The 18,425-nt window shown below is 72.9% G+C and carries 19 protein-coding genes; 6 read left to right on the top strand and 13 right to left on the bottom strand.

Annotated features, from left to right (window positions below; all coding sequences use genetic code 11):
- Positions 1-29 precede the first annotated feature (29 nt).
- The gene (locus tag ABZ452_RS20480) at positions 30-1,037 is read left to right on the top strand and encodes a cation diffusion facilitator family transporter (protein ID WP_357945058.1); all 1,008 of its coding nucleotides are present in this window, start codon (positions 30-32) and stop codon (positions 1,035-1,037) included.
- Between the two features lie 60 nt (positions 1,038-1,097).
- Positions 1,098-2,183: a DUF3866 family protein gene (locus ABZ452_RS20475; protein ID WP_357945056.1), complete on the top strand. Its 1,086-nt coding sequence runs from the start codon at positions 1,098-1,100 to the stop codon at positions 2,181-2,183.
- 6 nt (positions 2,184-2,189) lie between these two features.
- On the opposite strand, the gene ABZ452_RS20470 is transcribed toward ABZ452_RS20475, so the two are convergent.
- From ABZ452_RS20470 to pafA, 3 genes are all read right to left on the bottom strand, one after another.
- The gene (locus ABZ452_RS20470) at positions 2,190-2,570 is read right to left on the bottom strand and encodes a hypothetical protein (RefSeq protein WP_357945053.1); all 381 of its coding nucleotides are present in this window, start codon (positions 2,568-2,570) and stop codon (positions 2,190-2,192) included.
- Between the two features lie 360 nt (positions 2,571-2,930).
- A complete protein-coding gene (locus tag ABZ452_RS20465) occupies positions 2,931-3,152 on the bottom strand; it encodes a hypothetical protein (RefSeq protein ID WP_357945050.1) in 222 nt (73 codons plus the stop codon).
- Between the two features lie 64 nt (positions 3,153-3,216).
- Positions 3,217-4,575: a Pup--protein ligase gene (gene pafA / locus ABZ452_RS20460; RefSeq protein ID WP_357945048.1), complete on the bottom strand. Its 1,359-nt coding sequence runs from the start codon at positions 4,573-4,575 to the stop codon at positions 3,217-3,219.
- A 118-nt stretch (positions 4,576-4,693) separates the two neighbouring features.
- On the opposite strand from pafA, the gene rfbB reads away from it, so the two are divergent.
- Positions 4,694-5,671: a dTDP-glucose 4,6-dehydratase gene (gene rfbB / locus ABZ452_RS20455; protein ID WP_357945044.1), complete on the top strand. Its 978-nt coding sequence runs from the start codon at positions 4,694-4,696 to the stop codon at positions 5,669-5,671.
- Positions 5,672-5,736: 65 nt separating this feature from the next.
- Here rfbB and prcA read toward each other — a convergent pair whose 3' ends face one another.
- The 7 genes from prcA to arc form a co-directional block, all read right to left on the bottom strand.
- Entirely contained in the window at positions 5,737-6,573 is an 837-nt protein-coding gene (prcA, locus tag ABZ452_RS20450; RefSeq protein WP_357945042.1) for a proteasome subunit alpha, read from the bottom strand.
- A gap of 63 nt (positions 6,574-6,636) precedes the next feature.
- Positions 6,637-7,476: a proteasome subunit beta gene (gene prcB, locus ABZ452_RS20445; RefSeq protein ID WP_192579831.1), complete on the bottom strand. Its 840-nt coding sequence runs from the start codon at positions 7,474-7,476 to the stop codon at positions 6,637-6,639.
- Positions 7,395-8,081, bottom strand: coding sequence for an endonuclease VII domain-containing protein (locus ABZ452_RS20440; RefSeq protein WP_357945039.1), 687 nt, complete (start codon positions 8,079-8,081; stop codon positions 7,395-7,397). Before ABZ452_RS20440 ends, prcB begins: the two co-directional genes overlap by 82 nt.
- A gap of 21 nt (positions 8,082-8,102) precedes the next feature.
- The gene (locus tag ABZ452_RS20435; protein WP_073836803.1) at positions 8,103-8,309 is read right to left on the bottom strand and encodes a ubiquitin-like protein Pup; all 207 of its coding nucleotides are present in this window, start codon (positions 8,307-8,309) and stop codon (positions 8,103-8,105) included.
- Positions 8,310-8,414: 105 nt separating this feature from the next.
- Positions 8,415-9,932: a depupylase/deamidase Dop gene (gene dop, locus ABZ452_RS20430; protein WP_357945036.1), complete on the bottom strand. Its 1,518-nt coding sequence runs from the start codon at positions 9,930-9,932 to the stop codon at positions 8,415-8,417.
- Between the two features lie 162 nt (positions 9,933-10,094).
- A complete protein-coding gene (locus tag ABZ452_RS20425) occupies positions 10,095-10,859 on the bottom strand; it encodes a hypothetical protein (protein WP_357945034.1) in 765 nt (254 codons plus the stop codon).
- 93 nt (positions 10,860-10,952) lie between these two features.
- Positions 10,953-12,734, bottom strand: coding sequence for a proteasome ATPase (arc, locus tag ABZ452_RS20420; RefSeq protein ID WP_357945031.1), 1,782 nt, complete (start codon positions 12,732-12,734; stop codon positions 10,953-10,955).
- Positions 12,735-12,911: 177 nt separating this feature from the next.
- Between arc and ABZ452_RS20415 the strand changes: the two genes are divergently transcribed.
- Positions 12,912-13,205: a ferredoxin gene (locus tag ABZ452_RS20415; protein ID WP_262286122.1), complete on the top strand. Its 294-nt coding sequence runs from the start codon at positions 12,912-12,914 to the stop codon at positions 13,203-13,205.
- A gap of 52 nt (positions 13,206-13,257) precedes the next feature.
- On the opposite strand, the gene ABZ452_RS20410 is transcribed toward ABZ452_RS20415, so the two are convergent.
- From ABZ452_RS20410 to ABZ452_RS20400, 3 genes are all read right to left on the bottom strand, one after another.
- Positions 13,258-13,830 carry a hypothetical protein gene (locus tag ABZ452_RS20410; protein ID WP_357945028.1) on the bottom strand — a complete coding sequence of 191 codons (573 nt, stop codon included), beginning with the start codon at positions 13,828-13,830 and terminating at the stop codon, positions 13,258-13,260.
- A 167-nt stretch (positions 13,831-13,997) separates the two neighbouring features.
- Positions 13,998-14,954: a tRNA (adenine-N1)-methyltransferase gene (locus ABZ452_RS20405; RefSeq protein WP_357945025.1), complete on the bottom strand. Its 957-nt coding sequence runs from the start codon at positions 14,952-14,954 to the stop codon at positions 13,998-14,000.
- Positions 14,951-16,009, bottom strand: coding sequence for a M50 family metallopeptidase (locus ABZ452_RS20400; RefSeq protein ID WP_357945368.1), 1,059 nt, complete (start codon positions 16,007-16,009; stop codon positions 14,951-14,953). The genes ABZ452_RS20405 and ABZ452_RS20400 overlap by 4 nt, the downstream gene beginning before the upstream one ends.
- Positions 16,010-16,221: 212 nt before the next feature.
- Between ABZ452_RS20400 and ABZ452_RS20395 the strand changes: the two genes are divergently transcribed.
- The gene (locus ABZ452_RS20395) at positions 16,222-17,133 is read left to right on the top strand and encodes a PD-(D/E)XK nuclease family protein (protein ID WP_357945022.1); all 912 of its coding nucleotides are present in this window, start codon (positions 16,222-16,224) and stop codon (positions 17,131-17,133) included.
- Between the two features lie 76 nt (positions 17,134-17,209).
- Positions 17,210-18,403 carry a sensor histidine kinase gene (locus ABZ452_RS20390; protein ID WP_357945020.1) on the top strand — a complete coding sequence of 398 codons (1,194 nt, stop codon included), beginning with the start codon at positions 17,210-17,212 and terminating at the stop codon, positions 18,401-18,403.
- Positions 18,404-18,425 lie beyond the last annotated feature (22 nt).

Genomic DNA, 18,425 nt, shown 5'->3' with positions numbered 1-18,425 from the left:
CGGGCCGACGGCGGCCATAGGGTGAGCCCATGGCGGAGGCGCAGATCAAGAACGAGAGCGTCGGCACGGTCGTGGTGGCCGGCGCCGCGAACCTCGCCATCGCGATCGCCAAGCTGATCGCGGGCCTGATCTCCGGCTCCGCGGCCATGCTCTCCGAGGCCGCCCACTCGGTCGCCGACACCACCACCGAGGTCCTGCTCTACATGGCGTTGCGCCGCGGGGCGCGGCCCGCCGACACCCGGCACCCCTTCGGGTACGGCAAGGAAAGCTACGTCTGGGCGTTCCTCGCCGCGCTGTTCACGTTCGTGGTCGGCGCCGGCTTCGCCATCACCCACGGTGTCACCACCATCCTCGTGCACGAGCACACCGGCGACTTCCTGGCCTCGTACATCGTCCTGGCCGTCTCCTTCGCCATCGAGTCGGTCTCGCTGGCGCGGGCCGTGCGGCAGGTCCGCAGGGAATCGCGGCGCTGGCGGGCCAGCCCGCACCGCTACCTGCGGCTGACCGCCGACACCACGGTCAAGGCGGTCTTCCTGGAGGACAGCGCCGCCCTGATCGGCCTGCTGCTCGCGGCCGCCGGGCTCACGCTGTCGCACCTGACCGGCGACGAGCTCTACGACGGTGTCGCCTCGATCCTCATCGGCGTGCTGCTGCTGGTGGTCGCCGGCGTCCTGGCGCGCAGCAACATCTCGCTGCTGGTCGGCCGGGCGGTGTCCGACCGGGTGCACCGCCAGATCGAGCACGAGTTGGCCGGGCTGCCGGCGGTGGACCGGATCGACACCCTGATGACCATGTTCCTCGGCCCGGAGGACATCCTGGTCGCCGCCAAGGTCGACTTCCAGGACGAGGCCACGGGCGCCGACATCGAGGCCGCCGCCGACGAGGCCGAGCGGCGGCTCACCGACAAGTTCCCGGAGATCGGGTACGTCTTCCTCGACCCGACCCGGTCGAGGCGCGGCAGCGGCGGGCACCGGGCCCGGACCACCCAGGACGAGGACGAGCGGGCGGTGGACCAGGACCCGGGCGGAGTGCCCTGACCCGGCGGGCCTCCCACCCGGCCGCACCCCGGCCCGGCGCCGGCCGATAGCGTGCCCGGCATGGTGCGATGGCGGTCCGGCACGGTCACGGCGGTACGGCGACGGTGGGCCGGCGCCGCCGAACTCGACGTCGACCTGCCCGACGGCGGCCGGATGCGCGCCCTGGCCTACCCGGCGCTGGTCGGTGACCCGGAGCCCGGCGACCGGGTGCTGCTCAACGCCGGCGCCCTGCTGATGGGCCTCGGCACCGGCGGGTACGCCCTCGTCGTCGCCCTGCCCGACCGGCTCCCCGCCGACCCGCCGCAGGCCGCCGACACCCGCGCGGCGGGGCACCTGGTCAAGGCCCGCTACACCCCGCTGCAGCCGATCCTGCTCGGCGTCGACGAGGAGGCCTCCCCGCACCACGCGCGGCTGGCCGCCGCGGAGTCCGTCGACGGGATGCCGGTGGTGACCGCCGACCTGCACTCCGCGCTGCCGGCGATCCTGGCCGGCGTCCACGCCGACGCCCCGGACACCCGGGTGGCCTACCTGCTCACCGACGGCGGCGCGCTGCCCGCCTGGTTCTCCCGCACCCTCGCCGGGCTCGCCGACCGCCTCGCCGGCACGGTCAGCGTGGGCCAGGCGTTCGGCGGTGACCTGGAGGCGAGCACCCTGCACAGCGGCCTGCTCGCCGCGCGCCACGTGCTCGGAGCCGACGTCGCGATCGTCGCCCAGGGTCCCGGCAACCTCGGCACCGGCACCCGCTGGGGCTTCTCCGGGGTGGCCGTCGGCGAGGCGGTCAACGCGGTCGCCACGCTGGGCGGGCGGCCGGTCGGCTCGCTGCGGATCTCCGCCGCCGACCCCCGCCCCCGGCACCGCGGCGTCTCCCACCACAGCCTCACCGCGTACGGCCGGGTGGCCCTGGCCCCCGCGGAGCTGGTGGTGCCGGACGGCCTGGACCCGGCTCTCGCGGCCGAGGTGACCGCCGCGCTGGCCCCGCTCGCGACGCGGCACCGGATCGTCACCGTGCCCACCGACGGCCTGGACCCGGCGCTGCGGGCCAGCCCGGTCGGCCTGTCGACGATGGGGCGCGGGCTCGACGGCGACCATGCCTACTTCCTCGCCGCGGCCGCTGCCGGCCGGCACGCCGCCCGCCTGCTCGGCTGAGGCCGGTCAGCGCGCCGCGTAGCCGTGCGCGACGATGTGCTCCGCGGCCCGGGTGTAGCCCGCCGGATCGGCCGGTGCCACCGTGCCCAGGCCGTCGACGTAGCGGTTGAACATGCAGAAGGCGGCGGCGATCAGCACCGCGTCGTGGATCTCCAGGTCGGTGGCGCCGTCGGCGCGGGCGGCCTCGACCAGCTCGGTGGTGACCTCCCGGCCGCTGCGCTGCACCGCGCCGGCGATCCGGAGCAGGGCCCGTAGCTTCGCCTCGACCGGCGCTCCGTCCAGGTCCTCGCGGACCTGCCGCACCAGCGACATCCCCGCCGGCAGCTGGGCGGCCGCGAACGCGGAGTGCGACTCGCAGCAGAACGTACAGGCGTTCAGATCCGACACGTAGGCGGCGATGAGTTCCCGCTCTCCCGGGGTCAGCGTGGGATGCGGGGCGTGCAGCAGCGCGTCGGCGAGGTCCTGCAGCGGCGTGCCGCTCTCCGGGCGGTAGCGGGTCAGCCCGTTGATGCCGGGGTAAGCCTGCTCGTCCAGACCGAGGTCGATGTGTGCGATGCCGTCACGCTCCCTCGTCGTCGGCCGGGAGGACGCGGCGACACCCGCCGGTTTCCCCGTGGGCCATAGACGAGCATGGTGCCCGGCGACGCGTCAAGACCCCGGCTCGGCGACCCGGACGTCGCCGCGCCGGCTGGTCGCCCAGGGCACCGCCCACTGAGACAGCAGCAACGCTCCGGACGGTGTGGCGCCTCAGCCGGCCAGGAAGATCAACGCCAGCCAGGCGACCACGATCAGCACCAGCGCCGCCGCCAGCACCCAGGTCGGCACGGCGAACTCGCCGCGGCGGTTGCGCTCGATCTCGGCGCGGATCTTCTCCCGGCGCCGCTCGACCCAGTTGAGCTTCTCGGTGCCGCCGTCGCGGCCGGCGGACGTGTCGCGGCCCGGGCGGCCGGCAGGTTCGGAAGTGTTCATCGCGACGCCAGCGTACCCGTGGGCGCGGCGGCCGGCGCCCCGGCACCGGCCGCCCACCCTCGGGTCACATGCTCGCGATGAGCCGCTCCACCCGCTCGTCGTACGCCCGGAACGGGTCCTTGCACAGCACCGTGCGCTGCGCCTGGTCGTTCAGCTTCAGGTGCACCCAGTCCACGGTGAAGTCCCGCCGCTTCTCCTGGGCGTGCCGGATGAACTCGCCGCGCAGCCGCGCCCGGGTGGTCTGCGGCGGGGTCTCCTTCGCCTCGAAGATCTCCGGGTCGGTGGCCACCCGGTCCACCTCGCCGCGCCGCTCCAACAGCCCGTAGAGGCCCCGGCCGCGGCGCAGGTCGTGGTAGGCCAGGTCCATCTGCGCCACCCGCGGGTGCGACAGCGGCAGGTCGTGCTTGCGCTGGTAGCGCTCGATCAGCCGCAGCTTCGTCACCCAGTCGATCTCCCGGGACACCGGGTCCAGGTCACCGGTCTCCACCGCCCGCAGCACCCGCGCCCACAGGTCCACCACCCGCTTCGCGGTCTGGTCGCCGCCGCGGCGCTCCACGAACTCGGTCGCCTTCGCCAGGTATTCCTCCTGGATGTCCAGCGCCGAGACCTCCTTGCCGGAGGCCAGCCGCACCTTGCGCCGGCCCGTGATGTCGTGGGACACCTCCCGGATCGCCCGGATCGGGTTCTCCAGCGTGAGGTCCCGCATCACCACGCCGGCCTCGATCATCCGCAGCACGATGTCGGCGGTGCCGACCTTCAGCAGCGTGGTGACCTCGTTCATGTTCGAGTCGCCGACGATGACGTGCAGCCGCCGGTAACGCTCGGCGTCGGCGTGCGGCTCGTCCCGGGTGTTGATGATGGGCCGGCTGCGGGTGGTCGCCGAGGAGACGCCCTCCCAGATGTGCTCGGCCCGCTGCGACAGGCAGTAGACCGCGCCGCGCGGCGTCTGGAGCACCTTGCCCGCGCCGCAGATCAACTGCCGGGTGACCAGGAACGGGATCAGCACGTCGGCCAGCCGGCCGAACTCGCCGTGCCGGGACACCAGGTAGTTCTCGTGGCAGCCGTACGAGTTGCCGGCCGAGTCGGTGTTGTTCTTGAACAGGTAGATCTCACCCGCGATGCCCTCGTCGTGCAGCCGCTTCTCCGCGTCGACGAGCAGCCCCTCCAGGATCCGCTCCCCCGCCCGGTCGTGGGCCACCAGGTCGGTGACCGAGTCGCACTCCGGCGTCGCGTACTCCGGGTGCGAGCCCACGTCCAGGTAGAGGCGGGCTCCGTTGCGCAGGAAGACGTTGCTCGACCGGCCCCACGACACCACCCGCCGGAACAGGTACCGCGCGACCTCGTCGGGGGACAGTCGGCGTTGCCCGCGATAGGTGCAGGTGACGCCGTACTCGGTTTCGAGGCCGAAGATTCGCCGCTCCATGATGTGACATTAGCCGCCCGGGGCCCCGGATGGGCAGCGCTCAACCCAGCGGTCTCCTCCGCGCCGGGCCGGGCATTCCCCGCGTACGCACGTCCCACCGCCGGGTACGGTCCCAGCCGTGAGAGTCCTCGTCACCGGCGGCGCCGGCTTCATCGGCTCGGCGTACGTCCGGCGGCTGCTCACGGGCGCCGAGCCGGACCTCACGGCCGACGCCGTCACCGTGCTCGACGCCTACACCTACGCCGCCACCGAGGGTGCCCTCGACGCCGTCCGCGACGACCCGAGGCTGCGGGTCGTCCGCGGCGACATCCGCGACCCCGCCCTGGTCGACGCCACCGTCGCCGGCCACGACGCCGTCGTGCACTTCGCCGCCGAGTCGCACGTGGACCGCTCCATCGCCGCCGCCGCCGACTTCGTGACCACCAACGTGGTCGGCACCCAGACCCTGCTCGACGCGGCCCTGCGCCACGGGGTGCGCCGCTTCGTCCAGGTCTCCACCGACGAGGTGTACGGCTCCATCGCCACCGGCGCGTGGACCGAACAGGCCCCGCTGGACCCCAGCTCCCCGTACTCGGCCAGCAAGGCCGCCGGCGACCTGCTCGCGCTGGCCTACCACCGCACCCACGGCCTCGACGTCGTGGTCACCCGCGGCGCCAACACCTACGGGCCCTACCAGTACCCCGAGAAGATCGTCCCGCTGTTCGTCACCAACCTGCTCGACGGGCACGACGTGCCCCTCTACGGCGACGGCGGCAACGTCCGGGACTGGCTGCACGTCGACGACCACTGCCACGGCGTCGCGCTCGCGCAGGCGCGCGGCCGGGCCGGCGGCGTCTACCACCTGGGCGGCGGCGCCGAACTCACCAACCGGGAGCTCACCGGCCGGCTGCTCGCCGCCTGCGGCGCCGGCCGGGAGCGGGTCCGGCCGGTCGCCGACCGCAAGGGCCACGACCGCCGGTACGCCCTCGACACCACCACCACCCGGCGCGACCTCGGCTGGACGCCCACCGTCGACCTCGACCGCGGGCTCGCCGCGACCGTCACCTGGTACCGGGACAACCGCGCCTGGTGGACCCCGCTGAAGCCGCACCGCTGACGGGTCCCCTCACGCGCCGGCCGCCGGACGCCGCGCTCGTGGCGGCCCCGGCGACCGGGCACGGGTCACTCGCCGGGCTGCTCCTCCTGCGGCTGACCCTCCAGGTCCGCCGAGCCCGCCGACGTGGTCGGCTTCTTCGCCTCCTCGGTCGGCACCGTCGGGGTCTTCGCCCGCCCGGGCGCCGGCGCGGCGTCCGCGCCCGCGTCACCGTCCAGCAGCGCGGTCAACGCCGCCCCGGTGATCCGCCGGAACGTCCGCCCCACCCGGCGCCGGTCCAGGACCGCCACCTCCAGCTGGTTCGCCGCGATCGTGCGGGCCGCACCGCCCTCGCCGCCGACGCTGCTCAGCGCCTTCACCGCCGCCCGGACCGCCTCCGACAGCGACATCTCCGGGCGGTGCTCGTCCTTCAGCACCCCGGTGATCGCCTCGGCCTGGCCACCCATCGCCATGCGGCCCGGCTCGTCGTTGACCGACCCGTCGTACGTCAGCCGGTAGAGCGAGTCGTCGTCCGACGTGGCGCCCACCTCGGCGACGCAGATCTCCACCTCGAACGGCTTCGACTGCTCCGTGAAGATCGCGCCCAGCGTCTGCGCGAACGCGTTCGCCAGGCCCAGCCCGGTGACGTCCCGCCGGTCGTAGCTCAGGCCGTTCAAATCGGCCATCCGCACCCCGGCCCGGCGCAGGTTCTCGAACTCGTTGTACCGGCCCACCGCGGCGAAGCCGATCCGGTCGTAGATCTCACTGACCTTGTGCAGGGTGCTGGACAGGTTCTCCGCGACGAAGAGCACCCCGCCCTCATAGCTCAGGACCACCGCGCTGCGGCCCCGGGCGATGCCCTTGCGGGCCAGCTCGGAACGGTCGCGCATGATCTGCTCGGGCGAGGCGTAGAACTGCATGGCCACGGCGGCGGTTCTCCTTCGGGCGCTGTGCTGCGGACTGCTGACTCAGGTCGGTGGGAAGCGGGGTCAGCCGCCCGGGTTCTCCATCCGGGCGGACACCACGCCCTCCGCGATCGCCGCCGTCTCGGCGTCGGTGAGCCGGTGCGTGCCCTCGGCGGTCGCGGTCATCACCACCGGGTAGATCCGGCGGGTCAGGTCCGGGCCACCGGTCGCGGTGTCGTCGTCGGCCGCGTCGTAGAGCGCCTCCACGGCCAGCCGCGTCGCGTCGTCGATCGACAGGCCCGCCCGGAACCGCTTCTTCAGCGCGGACTTGGCGAACAGCGAGCCGGAGCCGATCGCGTCGTAGCCGGTCTCCTCGTAGGGGCCGCCGGTCACGTCGAAGCTGAAGATCCGCCCGGCCCGGGCCGGGTCGGCGGCGGCCAGGTCGAAGCCGGCGAAGAGCGGGATCACGGCGAGGCCCTGCATCGCGGCGCCCAGGTTGCCCCGGATCATCGAGGCCAGCCGGTTGGCCTTGCCGTCGAGCGAGAGCATCGCGCCCTCGATCTTCTCGTAGTGCTCCAGCTCCACCTGGAACAGTCGCATCAGCTCGATGCCGATGCCCGCGGTGCCCGCGATGCCGACCAGCGAGTACGCGTCAGCCGGGTGGACCTTCTCGATGTCCCGCTGGGCGATCAGGTTGCCCATCGTGGCGCGCCGGTCGCCGGCCATCACCACGCCACCGCTGGCCGAGATGGCCACGATGGTCGTCGCGTGCGGCGCCATGTCGGCGGCCATGCCGGGCGGCAGCGGCCGACGGCCGGGCAGCATCTCGGGGGCCACCTTGCTCAGGAACGCTGTGAAGGAGGACGTCCCCGCGTTGGTGAACACATCTGGAAGACGCCCGGATGGATCAAAACCCGCTGCCACGTGGTTCCTCTCAGGTACGTGATCGCCCTGGCCAGACTCTCGGGGCTGTCCTTGAACCGGCCAAGACCACCGTTGCAGTTGAAGCAGAGTATCCCGCGCACCCACCCGGTGCGATGATCGTGGTCCACATGTTCCGGGTCGGGTGAACCGCAGATCGCGCACACGCCCCCCTGCTCGGCGAGAAGCTCGCCGAACTCCTTCTGCCCGACCCCATACCGCCGCCGCAGGTGGTAATCGCGATTGCCACCGTAGAGCCGCTGCTTGGTCTCACGAGTGCGGCTGTTGTGGCACGGCTTGCAGTAGGTGGCGTAGCCCGTGCTGTCGGAGCGGTTGCGGGGAAAGTCGGCCACGGGCTTGACGGTTCCACAGTCGGCGCAGAAGCGGTGGCCATCCGGCACTTCGCGCGCCGGCTTCACCTCACGGTCGTATTGCTTCTTCACCCGCTTGGCGTAGCTCGCCTTGGAGCGTGCGTTGAAGCCAGGCTTGCAGTAGCTGCCGCGACCGCTGGGACGCTTGCTGCTCGCACAGAACTCGTCGAGCGGCTTCCAGTCCCCGCAGTCGCGACAACGGCGTCGGCCGTTCTGATCATCGAGAGGAAGCAGCATGTCCGTTTCGGCTCGATATGTCTACTGGCCGCCCTTTTGTACGTAACCCCTGACAAATTCCTCGGCGTTCTCCTCCAGGACGGAGTCGATCTCGTCGAGCAGGTCGTCGACGTCCTCGGTGATCTCGGCGTGCCGCTCGGCAACCTCGGGGTTGGCCTGCGCGGTGACCTCCTCGACCTCCTCGTGCGACTTGCCGGACTGGGTCTGGCCGCCTTCTTGGGTCGCCATGGTGTGCCTCCTCCACGATCGCCTGCGATCAACTTACCTCGCGCGGACGACGAAAAGCCCGTCGCGCGCCGGGTCCGGCACTCGACGGGCCTTCCGGCATCCGGCTCAGCCGCCGGTGAGCATCTCCAGCAGGTCCTTGGCGCTCTCACAGCGGTCGAACAGCGCCCCGACGTGGGTGCGGGTGCCCCGCTCCGGCTCCATCATCGGCACCCGGACGAGCGACTCCCGGCCCACGTCGAAGATGACCGAGTCCCAGCTCGCGGCGACCACCTCGGAGGCGTACTGGGCGAGGCAGCGGCCACGGAAGTAGGCCCGGGTGTCCTCCGGCGGCTCGGTCATCGCCGAGCGGGTCTGCTCGTCGGTGAGCAGGGTCTTCATCGAGCCCCGCTGCACCAGCCGGTGGTAGAGGCCCTTCTCCGGCCGCACGTCCGAGTACTGGAGGTCGACCAGCTGGAGCTTGTGCGAGCCCCAGCCGAGCTTCTCCCGCTCCCGGTAGCCCTCCAGCAGCCGCAGCTTGGCCACCCAGTCCAGCTCGTCGGCGCATTCGAAGGCGTCCCGGCCGAGCCGGTCCAGCACGCTCTCCCAGCGGTCGAGGACATCGATGGTCTGCGCGTCCGCGTCCGCCCCGTAGCGGTCGTCCACGAAGGACCGCACCCGCTCCAGGTACGCCCACTGCACGTCCAGCGCGGTCAGCTTGCGGCCGTCGCGCAGCCGCATGCGGTGCTTGAGCGACGGGTCGTGGCTGACCGCGCGCAGCTCGCTGACCGGGTCGGCGATGCCCAGGTCGGGGCCGAGCGCCTTCTCCTCGATCATGGTGAGGATCAGCGCCGTGGTGCCGACCTTGAGGTAGGTGGAGATCTCCGAGAGGTTGGCGTCACCGATGATGACGTGCAGCCGCCGGTACTTGTCGGCGTCGGCGTGCGGCTCGTCCCGGGTGTTGATGATGGGCCGCTTGAGCGTGGTCTCCAGCCCCACCTCGACCTCGAAGAAGTCGGCGCGCTGGGAGATCTGGAAGCCGCTCTGGCCCCCGTCCTGGCCGATGCCGACCCGGCCGGCGCCGCAGACGATCTGCCGGGTGACGAAGAACGGCGTCAGGTACGCCACGATGTCGGCGAACGGGGTCTGCCGCCGCATCAGGTAGTTCTCGTGGGAGCCGTAGCTGGCGCCCTTGTTGTCGGTGTTGTTCTTGTAGAGGTGGATCGGGTGGGTGCCCGGGATGGTGGCGGCCCGCTTGGACGCCTCGGCCATCACCCGCTCGCCGGCCTTGTCCCAGCGCACCACGTCGAGGGGGTTCGTCACCTCGGGCGTGGAGTATTCCGGGTGCGCGTGGTCGACGTAGAGGCGGGCGCCGTTGGTGAGTATCACGTTGGCCAGCCCGAGATCCTCGTCGGCGAGCGCCTCGGCCGGGTCGTAGGCCGCCCCGGAGTAGGTGAAGCCGCGGGCGTCGCGCAGTGGCGATTCCTCCTCGTAGTCCCAGCGGGCCCGGCCGCCCCGGTTGAGTTCCGGCCGCGCCCCGTAGGCGTTGACCACCTGGGAGGAGGTGACCATCGGGTTGGCTCCGGCCTGGCCGGGCACGGAGATGCCGTACTCGACCTCGGTGCCCATGATCCGTCTAACGCTCATCGACCTGCCCGCTCCGCTCGCCCGTCCCGGTCCCCCCGTCACGTCGAGAGTAGTCGCCGCTTCGACGGTAGGTGGCGCGCCGGGCCCCGGCGAACGTCGTTGCCTCGTGAGCCGGCTGGCCGGGGCTGGCGCCGCGGCCCCGGCCACGTCCGCCGGAACGGGTCAGAAGTACCGGTACACCTCGGCCGCCGCGTCCTCGGTCTCCGACGCCGGCGGGACGCTGATGGCGAGCGGCTCACCGAAGCTGTGCAGCTTCAGCTCGTTCCTGAGCGCACCGGCCGCGGTGTCGAACGTGTACGTGAGCATCGTGAGCCGCCCCTCGGCGTCGAGGGTGGCCTCGAACGGCACCGACTTCTGCCTGATCACCTTGAAGGCGTTGCGGAGGGTGGCGCGCTGACTTTCGCTCGTCGCCGCGGCGACGGCCTTCTCCGAATCGGCGACGCCCGTGTAGCGGCCGTCGCCGGTCCGCTCGGCGGAGACGACCCCGCCGAGGATGCCGGCCTGTGCCCGGATCTCAAGTCCCTGGGCCAGTTGTCCTTCCGGCCGGAGGCGGTCCCGGTCGAGCTTCACCCAGGGTTTGCCGTCCGACTCGTCCTGCTGGATGTAGACGGCGTCCTGGGTGACGGCCATGGTGATCGGCTCGGGAGTCTTCATGTGCAGCGTCATCCGGCCGGTGGCCGGCTCGACGGCCGACCGCATGGTGACGGTCTGGCCGGCCGCGCTGATGGTGACGTCCAGCGTGACCGTCCGCTCCAGGCTCCGGTCGAAGGCCTGCCGGATCGCGGCAACCGGGTCGGCCACGACGGTGCTGGCGGTGGAGGCGGGTGCCGAGGCGGCCGGCGCGGGGTGGGCGTCGCCGGCGGTGCCGCAGGCGGTCAGCACGGCGGCGAGGCCGACGGCCAGGGCCGGGACAAGTGATCTTCGCACGGGAGGGACCTTAGCGGGTGCGCCCCGCCTTCGTGGCCCACGAAAACGACGGCCGGGGCGGCGCCTGTGTGGCGCCGCCCCGGCCGGTCGATCTCAGAGGTACTGGCCGGTGTTGCTGGCGGTCTCGATGGACCGGCCGGCCTCGGCGCCCTTGCCGCCGGAGACGAGCGTGCGGATGTAGACGATCCGCTCGCCCTTCTTGCCGGAGATGCGCGCCCAGTCGTCGGGGTTGGTGGTGTTCGGCAGGTCCTCGTTCTCGCGGAACTCGTCGACGCAGGCGTCGAGGAGGTGCTGGAGCCGGAGACCCTTGCGCCCGGAGGTGAGGAACTCCTTGATGGCCATCTTCTTGCCCCGGTCGACGATGTTCTGGATCATCGCGCCGGAGTTGAAGTCCTTGAAGTAGAGGACTTCCTTGTCGCCGTTGGCGTAGGTGACCTCGAGGAAGCGGTTCTCCTCGGTCTCCGAGTACATCCGCAGCACGACCGCGTCGATCATCGCCGCCACGGTGGCCTGTGGGTCGCCGCCGTGCTCGGCCAGGTCGTCGGGGTGCAGCGGCAGGCCGGAGAGGATGTACTTGGAGAAGATGTCCTTCGCCGCCTCGGCGTCCGGCCGCTCGATCTTGATCTTCACGTCGAGCCGGCCGGGGCGCAGGATCGCCGGGTCGATCATGTCTTCCCGGTTGGAGGCGCCGATGACGATGACGTTCTCCAGGCCCTCCACGCCGTCGATCTCGCTGAGCAGCTGCGGGACGATGGTGTTCTCCACGTCCGAGGAGACACCGGAGCCGCGGGTGCGGAAGACGGAGTCCATCTCGTCGAAGAACACGATCACCGGCGTGCCCTCACCGGCCTTCTCCCGCGCCCGCTGGAAGATCAGCCGGATGTGCCGCTCGGTCTCGCCGACGTACTTGTTGAGCAGCTCGGGGCCCTTGATGTTGAGGAAGAAGCTGGTGTGCCTCTCCTTGCCCTCCCGCTCGGCGATCTTCTTGGCCAGCGAGTTAGCCACCGCCTTGGCGATCAGCGTCTTGCCGCAGCCGGGCGGGCCGTAGAGCAGGATGCCCTTCGGCGGCCGGAGCTGGTGCTCGCGGAACAGGTCGGCGTGCAGGAAGGGCAGCTCGACCGCGTCGCGGATCTGCTCGATCTGCGAGTGGAGGCCACCGATGTCGGTGTAGCCGACGTCGGGCACCTCCTCCAGGACGAGCTCCTCGACCTCGCTCTTCGGGATCCGCTCGTACGCGTACGCCGAGCGGGGCTCGATCATGAGCGAGTCACCGGCCCGGATCGGCGAACCGATCAGGGTCTCGGCGAGGTGCACGATCCGCTCCTCGTCGGAGTGCGAGACCACCAGCGCCCGGTCGCCCGGCGCGCCGTCGGGACCCGCGAGGATCTCCTTGAGCATCACGACCTCGCCGACCCGCTCGTAGCCGAACGCGTCGACGATGTTGAGCGCGTCGTTGAGCAGGACCTCCTGGCCCCGGCGCAGCTCGTCGACCTCGAGCGAGGGCGAGACGGCCACCCGGAGCTTGCGCCCGCCGGTGAAGACATCCACCGTGCCGTCGTCGTGCTTGGCCAGGAAGACGCCGTAGCCGCTCGGCGGCTGGGCGAGGCGGTCGATCTCCTCCTTGAGCGTCACGATCTGCGCGCGAGCCTCCTTGAGGGTGCTCACGAGCCGTTCGTTGTTCTCGGTCAGCCGCGCCAACTGCGCCTGGGTGGCCGCCAGCCGCTCCTCGAGCTGCCGGACGTGTCGGGGGCTTTCGGTCAACTTGCGCCGCACCAGGGCGAGTTCCTCTTGAAGGAACGCAACCTGCGTGGAGAGATCGTGGGCCTCCTTCTCCCACCGTGCGGCGCGCGAGTCCGCGTCGTCGCTGCGTGCCACGTCCCACCTCCCCGGGGGGCTTGAACGTTCTGACCTAACACTAGCCGCTATGAGCCCGATTCGGTCCTCCGCAACGCGCTCGTCACCGAAGCTTGATCGCCAAGGGCTGGTCGTCGGGCGGGTACGGGCGTTCGGGTACCGTCGGAGCGTGGGACGGGAGAACATGGGGGGTGCTTCGTGACCGACGTCGCGACGGACCAGCTGCAGGTCTGGGTCGATCAGGACCTGTGCACGGGTGACGGGCTGTGCGTGCAGTACGCGCCGGAGGTGTTCGAGTTCGACGTCGACGGCCTGGCGTACGTCAAGGGGCCGGACGGCGAGCTGCGCCAGGCCCCGGGCGCCCGGGTGGACGTGCCCGAGCACCTGCGCCTCGAGGTGATCGACTCGGCGAAGGAGTGCCCGGGCGAGTGCATCCACGTGGTGCGCGCCGGCGACGGCACGGAGGTGGCCGGCCCGGAGGCCGACGACTGAGCTGACGGACACAGCGCGGGCCGGGGACGACGTCCCCGGCCCGCGGCGTGTCTCAGAGCATCGGGCGGCCGACGACCGAGGCGACCAGCCGGGCGAACTCCTCCAGGCGGGCGATCTGCCCGGCGCCGCCGTCGTCGAGGGTCTTGCCGAAGCGCAGCGCGTCGTGCCGGGGCGCACCGGTCACCTCGTCGCTGGGCGGCGCCTCGTCCAGCGAGCTGAGCAGCAGGTAGACGTCGATGCTGTCGACCCGGACCTCGCCGGTGTCGGCGCGGGTGAGCCGCCGGCGGCAGCCGACCTCGGTGACCGTGGAGACCGGCACCACCCGCAGCGAGGAGGTCATCGAGCCGGGCGGCCCCTCCCCCGGCGGGACGTCCTCCCCGTGCCAGAGCACCAGCCGGCTGCCGTCGCAGACGACGACCTCCTGCCACACCCCGTTGACCTCGTTGACGAAGCGTTCCAGCGTGAAGCCGAGCACGGAGGCGCCGCGCAGCACCCCGCCGAGGGCGTCCAGGGCGATGTCGGGGTCGCGCAGGTAGGCCCGGGCGGCCGACTCCAGGTCGGTGTAGGGCGACCAGTCGGGGAAGACGGCGGGCAGGTCGCCGTTGCCGTAGCCCGGGTTGCTCATGCCACCGCCTCCCGGCCCGTACGCCGCCGCCGGTCCGGACCGCCGGGACGGGCGCGGCGCCCGCCGCGTGCCCCGATCCGCTCGCTCATGCCACCGTCTCCACCCGCTCGGTGTCGTCCCCGCCGGCACCCATGATCCGCCCGCTCAAACCCGTCCGCGCCGCGGGGTCACGCCCGGTCCGGCTCCTCGCCCTCGGCGGCCGCCCGCCGGGCCGCCTCGGCGGCGCGCAGCGCGTCGCGGCGCTGGGCGTACGCCTCGGCGCCCTTGCTGGGCTTACGCCGCCGCGGCGGGGCGGTGACCCCGGGGGCGAGCTTGCGCGCGGAGACCAGGAAGGCGGTGTGCGCGATCATGCGGTGGTCGGGCCGGACCGCCAGCCCCTCGGCGTGCCAGTCCCGGACCAGGGACTCCCAGGCGCGCGGCTCGGTCCAGCCGCCCCGCTCACGCAGCGCCTCGACCAGCTCGGACAGCTGCGGCGTGGTGGCCACGTAGCCGATCAGCACGCCGCCGGGAACGAGGGCCCGCTCGACCATGTCGAGCATCTCCCACGGGGTGAGCATGTCCAGGATGATCCGGTCGAACCCCGTCTCGGTGCAGTCGGCGACGTCGCCGACGTGCAGCCGCCACGCGGGGTGCGGGCCGTTGAAGAACGCCTCGACGTTGCGCCGGGCGATCTGGGCGAAGTCGTCGCGCACCTCGAACGAGTGCAGCTCCCCCTCGGTGCCGACGGCCCGCAGCAGGGAGCAGGAGAGCGCGCCGGAGCCGGCGCCGGCCTCCAGGACCTTCGCGCCGGGGAAGATGTCGCCCATGGCGACGATCTGCGCCGAGTCCTTCGGGTAGATCACCTGGGCGCCGCGGGGCATGGAGAGCACGTAGTCGGACAGGAGCGGCCGCAGGGCCAGGAACGCGGTGCCGCCGCCGGCGGTGGTGACCACGCTGCCGTCGGGGAGGCCGATCAGCGTGTCGTGGCTGAGGATCCCCCGGTGGGTGTGGAACTCCTTGCCGGGCTCCAGCGTCACGGTGTGCATCCGGCCCTTCGGGTCGGTCAGCTGGACCCGGTCGCCGGGGCGGAACGGCCCCCGGTGGACGGGGGGCAGCGCCGGGACGGTGGAGGTATCTGCGGTCACGTGTTCGTCTTCCGTTTGGGTTCGAGGAGCTGGGCGAGATCCGCGATGTGCAGGACGCCGACCACATCTTCGCCTGCCGTCACGACGTACTGTGCGCCCGGGTGGGTGCGCACGGTCTCCAGCACCCGCTCGCCGTCGGCCTCGACCGGCAGCGTGGGCACGCGGCCCAGGTCACGGGCCACCGCGTCCACCGCGAGCCACGGACGCCGTTCCGGGGGTACGGCGGCGACGCGGGCCGGGTCGACCAGCGCGACCGGGCGGCCGGCGGAGTCGACCACGGCGAGCGCGGCGTCGGGCGTGGCCCCCTCGGCGCGGCGGCGCTGCGCCTCGGCGAGCGGGGTGCCGGTGGGCACCGGCAGCAGCGGGCGGGCCAACCGGGCCAGGTCGACCAGCGGCAGGCGGCGGCCGATCCGGGCCATCCGGATGGACTGTCCGGCGCCCCGCCAGAGGGTGAAGGCGACCAGCAGCATCAGCGGCAGGGCTAGTGGGGCGAGCGCCCGGCGCAGGGTGAGCAGCACGACCAGGGCCACGGTGGCGACCGCGACGGCCCGGCCGATCCAGCCGGCCACCTCGGTGCCCCGGTGCCGGTCCCGGGTGATCGCCCAGACCGCGGCGCGCAGCGCCCGGCCGCCGTCCAGGGGCAGCCCGGGCAGGCTGTTGAAGACGGCGACCACGACGTTGCTGACCGCGAGCTGGAAGGCGAGCTGGTGGGCGAGGGTGCCGGCGGGCAGGGTCAGGGTGGCGGCGACGGCGCCGGCGCCGAGCACCGCCGAGACGGCCGGCCCGGCGAGGGAGACCAGCAGGTCGACCTTGGGGCTGGGCGCGTCCCGGTCCATCTCGGTGTAGCCGCCGAGCAGCTCCAGGGTGATCCCCCGCACACCGATGCCGTAGTGCCGGGCGGTCAGCGCGTGCCCCAGCTCGTGCAGCAGCACCGAGCCGAGCAGGGAGACGACGAAGCCGAGGCCGACCAGGTAGCCGCCGAGGTGGCCGAGGTCGAGCTGGCGGCGGGCCAGCGCCGCGTAGAGCACCGTGACGACCACGGTGAGCAGCAGCATCGAGGCGTCGGCGCGCAGCGGCACCCCGAAGACCCGGCCGAGGGTCAGACCCGGCCGGCGTGACGGTCTGGTCCGCTGCTCCACCGGCCCGATGCTACGTGAGCCGGTTCTGCGAGCCCCGCAGTCGCCAACGAAGGACGGCAGCCCAGCGCCGATCATGCACCGGTGCGGCGACGGCCGCCCTGTCACACCGGTGCCCTAACCTTCCGGGCATGACGGCGGAACCGGTGATCGACACCCAGCACGGCCCGAGAGCAGAGGCACCGGCCACCGTCCGGGCGTCGCTGTCGCCGTCGAGGGCGGCCGACTTCAAGACCTGCCCCCTGCTCTACCGCTTCCGCAGCATCGACCGGCTGCCCGAGCGGCCCACCGTGGAGCAGGTCCGGGGCACGCTGGTGCACGCCGTGCTGGAGCGGCTGTTCGACCTGCCGGCGGGGGCTCGCACCCCGGAGTCGGCCGGCGACCTGGTGGCCCCGCAGTGGGACCGGCTGGTCACCGAGCAGCCGGAGCTGGCGACGCTGTTCGCCGAGGGCGACACGGCGGCGGTGGAGGGGTTCCTCCGCTCGGCGGCGGCGCTGCTGGAGGGCTACTTCGCGGTGGAGGACCCGCGCCGGCTGGAGCCGGCCGAGCGGGAGGCGTTGATCTCCGCCGTGGTCGACGACGAGCTGCTCATCCGGGGCTACCTCGACCGGCTCGACGTGGCGCCCGACGGCGCGCTGCGGGTGGTCGACTACAAGACCGGCGGCGCCCCGCGCGAGGCGTTCGAGGCGCGGGCGCTGTTCCAGCTGAAGTTCTACGCCCTGGTGCTCTGGCGGACCCGGGGGGTGGTGCCGCGGGTGCTGCGGCTGCTCTACCTCAAGGACGCCGAGGTGTGCGACTACTCCCCCGACGCCGAGGAGCTGCTGCGCTTCGAGCGCACGGTGGTGGCGCTGTGGCAGGCGATCGAGCAGGCCACGGCCCGGCAGGATTTCCGTCCCCGGCCGAGCCGGCTCTGCGACTGGTGCAGCCACCAGGCGCTGTGCCCGAGCTTCGGCGGCACTCCGCCGCCGTTCCCGGTGGCCGGGCCGGCCGACCCGCTGACCGACGCCCGTTCCCGGCCGGCCGCCCCCGGCGCGGACGAGTGATCCTCCTCCTCGGGGAGGAGACCGGATTCGGCATCGGCGACGAGGGCCCGCGCCGGGTGGCGGCTAGCGTCGGAGCATGACCAACCGGCTACGCGCGTGGGCGCGGGACCGGCCGCTGGCCGTGGACGCCGCCACGGCCGTCGCGCTTGCGCTCGTGGACGCCGCGTTCCTGCTGCTGACCCCGCGGGAGCTGCGGCCTGAGCAGCTCTGGGCCGCGCTGGGCTGGAGCGTGGTCTGCGCCGCCCCGGTGGTGATCCGCCGGGTCGCACCGTGGCCCGCGGTCGGCGCGGCGGTGGCCACGCTGGCCGTGCCGGTGCTGTTCGCGCTGGCGCCCACCACCCAGGGGCTGGCGTTCATCGTTCTCACCTACACCATGGCGGCGCACCGGCCGCTGCGCTCGGCCGCCCTGGCGGCGCTGCTGCTCTGGGTGCCGGTGGTCCTGGCGAACGTGGTCGCGCCGCTGGACGGGGTGCTCGACATGGGCCCCGGCGTGCTGGTGCTCGACAACCTGCTCACCGCGTCGGTGGCGTTCGCGGTGGGCCGGGCGGTGCAGGCCCGCCGGCAGTCCACCCGGATGCTGCGGGAGCGGGCCCGGATCGCCGAGACCACCCAGCGGTCGTTGGCCGAGCAGGCGGTCGCCGACGAGCGGCGCCGGATCGCCCGGGAGCTGCACGACGTGGTGGCCCACCACGTCAGCGTGATGGGTGTGCTGGCCACCGGGGCGCGCCGGGTGCTGCGCCGGGACCCGGACGCGGCGGACGAGGCGATGGCCACGGTCGAGGAGACCGGCCGGGCCACCCTGCGGGAGCTGCGCCGGCTGCTGGACGTGCTGCGCACCGACGCCGAGCCGGCCGCCGAGCTGACGCCGCAGCCGGGGCTGACCGGCATCGAGGCCCTGGTCGAGCAGGTCCGCGAGGCCGGGCTGCCGGTGACGCTGCGGGTCGACGGCACGCCCGGGCCGATGGAGGACGGGGTGGCGTTGACCGTCTACCGGATCGTGCAGGAGGCGCTGACCAACGCCCTCAAGCACGCCGGCCGGGCCACCGCGCTGGTCCGGCTCACCGTCACCCCCGGCTTCCTGGCGGTGGAGGTCACCGACACCGGCCGCGGCCCGGCGCCGGTGGCCGACCGGATCGGGCACGGTCTGGTCGGGATGCGGGAGCGGGTCGCCCTCTACGGTGGGGTCCTGCGGACCGGCCCGCGACAGGGCGGCGGCTTCCGGGTGTACGCGCGGATTCCGCTGGAGCCGGCCGGGGCGGTCCCGGCGTGACACGCACCCGGCCGAACGAGGG

This window comes from Micromonospora sp. NPDC005707, from assembly GCF_040631005.1.
In the GTDB taxonomy this organism is placed as follows: Bacteria; Actinomycetota; Actinomycetes; order Mycobacteriales; family Micromonosporaceae; genus Micromonospora.
This window is presented reverse-complemented; position numbering and strand designations above follow the sequence as displayed.

Excerpts from the sequence above, each read along its gene's own strand:
- ABZ452_RS20465 (WP_357945050.1), bottom strand. The coding sequence starts at position 3,152 with ATGAACACTTCCGAACCTGCCGGCCGCCCGGGCCGCGACACGTCCGCC.
- pafA (WP_357945048.1), bottom strand. The coding sequence starts at position 4,575 with ATGGAGCGGCGAATCTTCGGCCTCGAAACCGAGTACGGCGTCACCTGC.
- ABZ452_RS20410 (WP_357945028.1), bottom strand. The coding sequence starts at position 13,830 with ATGAGCAACCCGGGCTACGGCAACGGCGACCTGCCCGCCGTCTTCCCC.
- ABZ452_RS20435 (WP_073836803.1), bottom strand. The coding sequence starts at position 8,309 with ATGGCGACCCAAGAAGGCGGCCAGACCCAGTCCGGCAAGTCGCACGAG.
- ABZ452_RS20480 (WP_357945058.1), top strand. The coding sequence starts at position 30 with ATGGCGGAGGCGCAGATCAAGAACGAGAGCGTCGGCACGGTCGTGGTG.
- ABZ452_RS20440 (WP_357945039.1), bottom strand. The coding sequence starts at position 8,081 with ATGCTGCTTCCTCTCGATGATCAGAACGGCCGACGCCGTTGTCGCGAC.
- dop (WP_357945036.1), bottom strand. The coding sequence starts at position 9,932 with ATGAGCGTTAGACGGATCATGGGCACCGAGGTCGAGTACGGCATCTCC.
- ABZ452_RS20390 (WP_357945020.1), top strand. The coding sequence starts at position 17,210 with ATGACCAACCGGCTACGCGCGTGGGCGCGGGACCGGCCGCTGGCCGTG.
- ABZ452_RS20400 (WP_357945368.1), bottom strand. The coding sequence starts at position 16,009 with ATGCTGCTGCTCACCGTGGTCGTCACGGTGCTCTACGCGGCGCTGGCC.
- ABZ452_RS20475 (WP_357945056.1), top strand. The coding sequence starts at position 1,098 with ATGGTGCGATGGCGGTCCGGCACGGTCACGGCGGTACGGCGACGGTGG.
- ABZ452_RS20395 (WP_357945022.1), top strand. The coding sequence starts at position 16,222 with ATGACGGCGGAACCGGTGATCGACACCCAGCACGGCCCGAGAGCAGAG.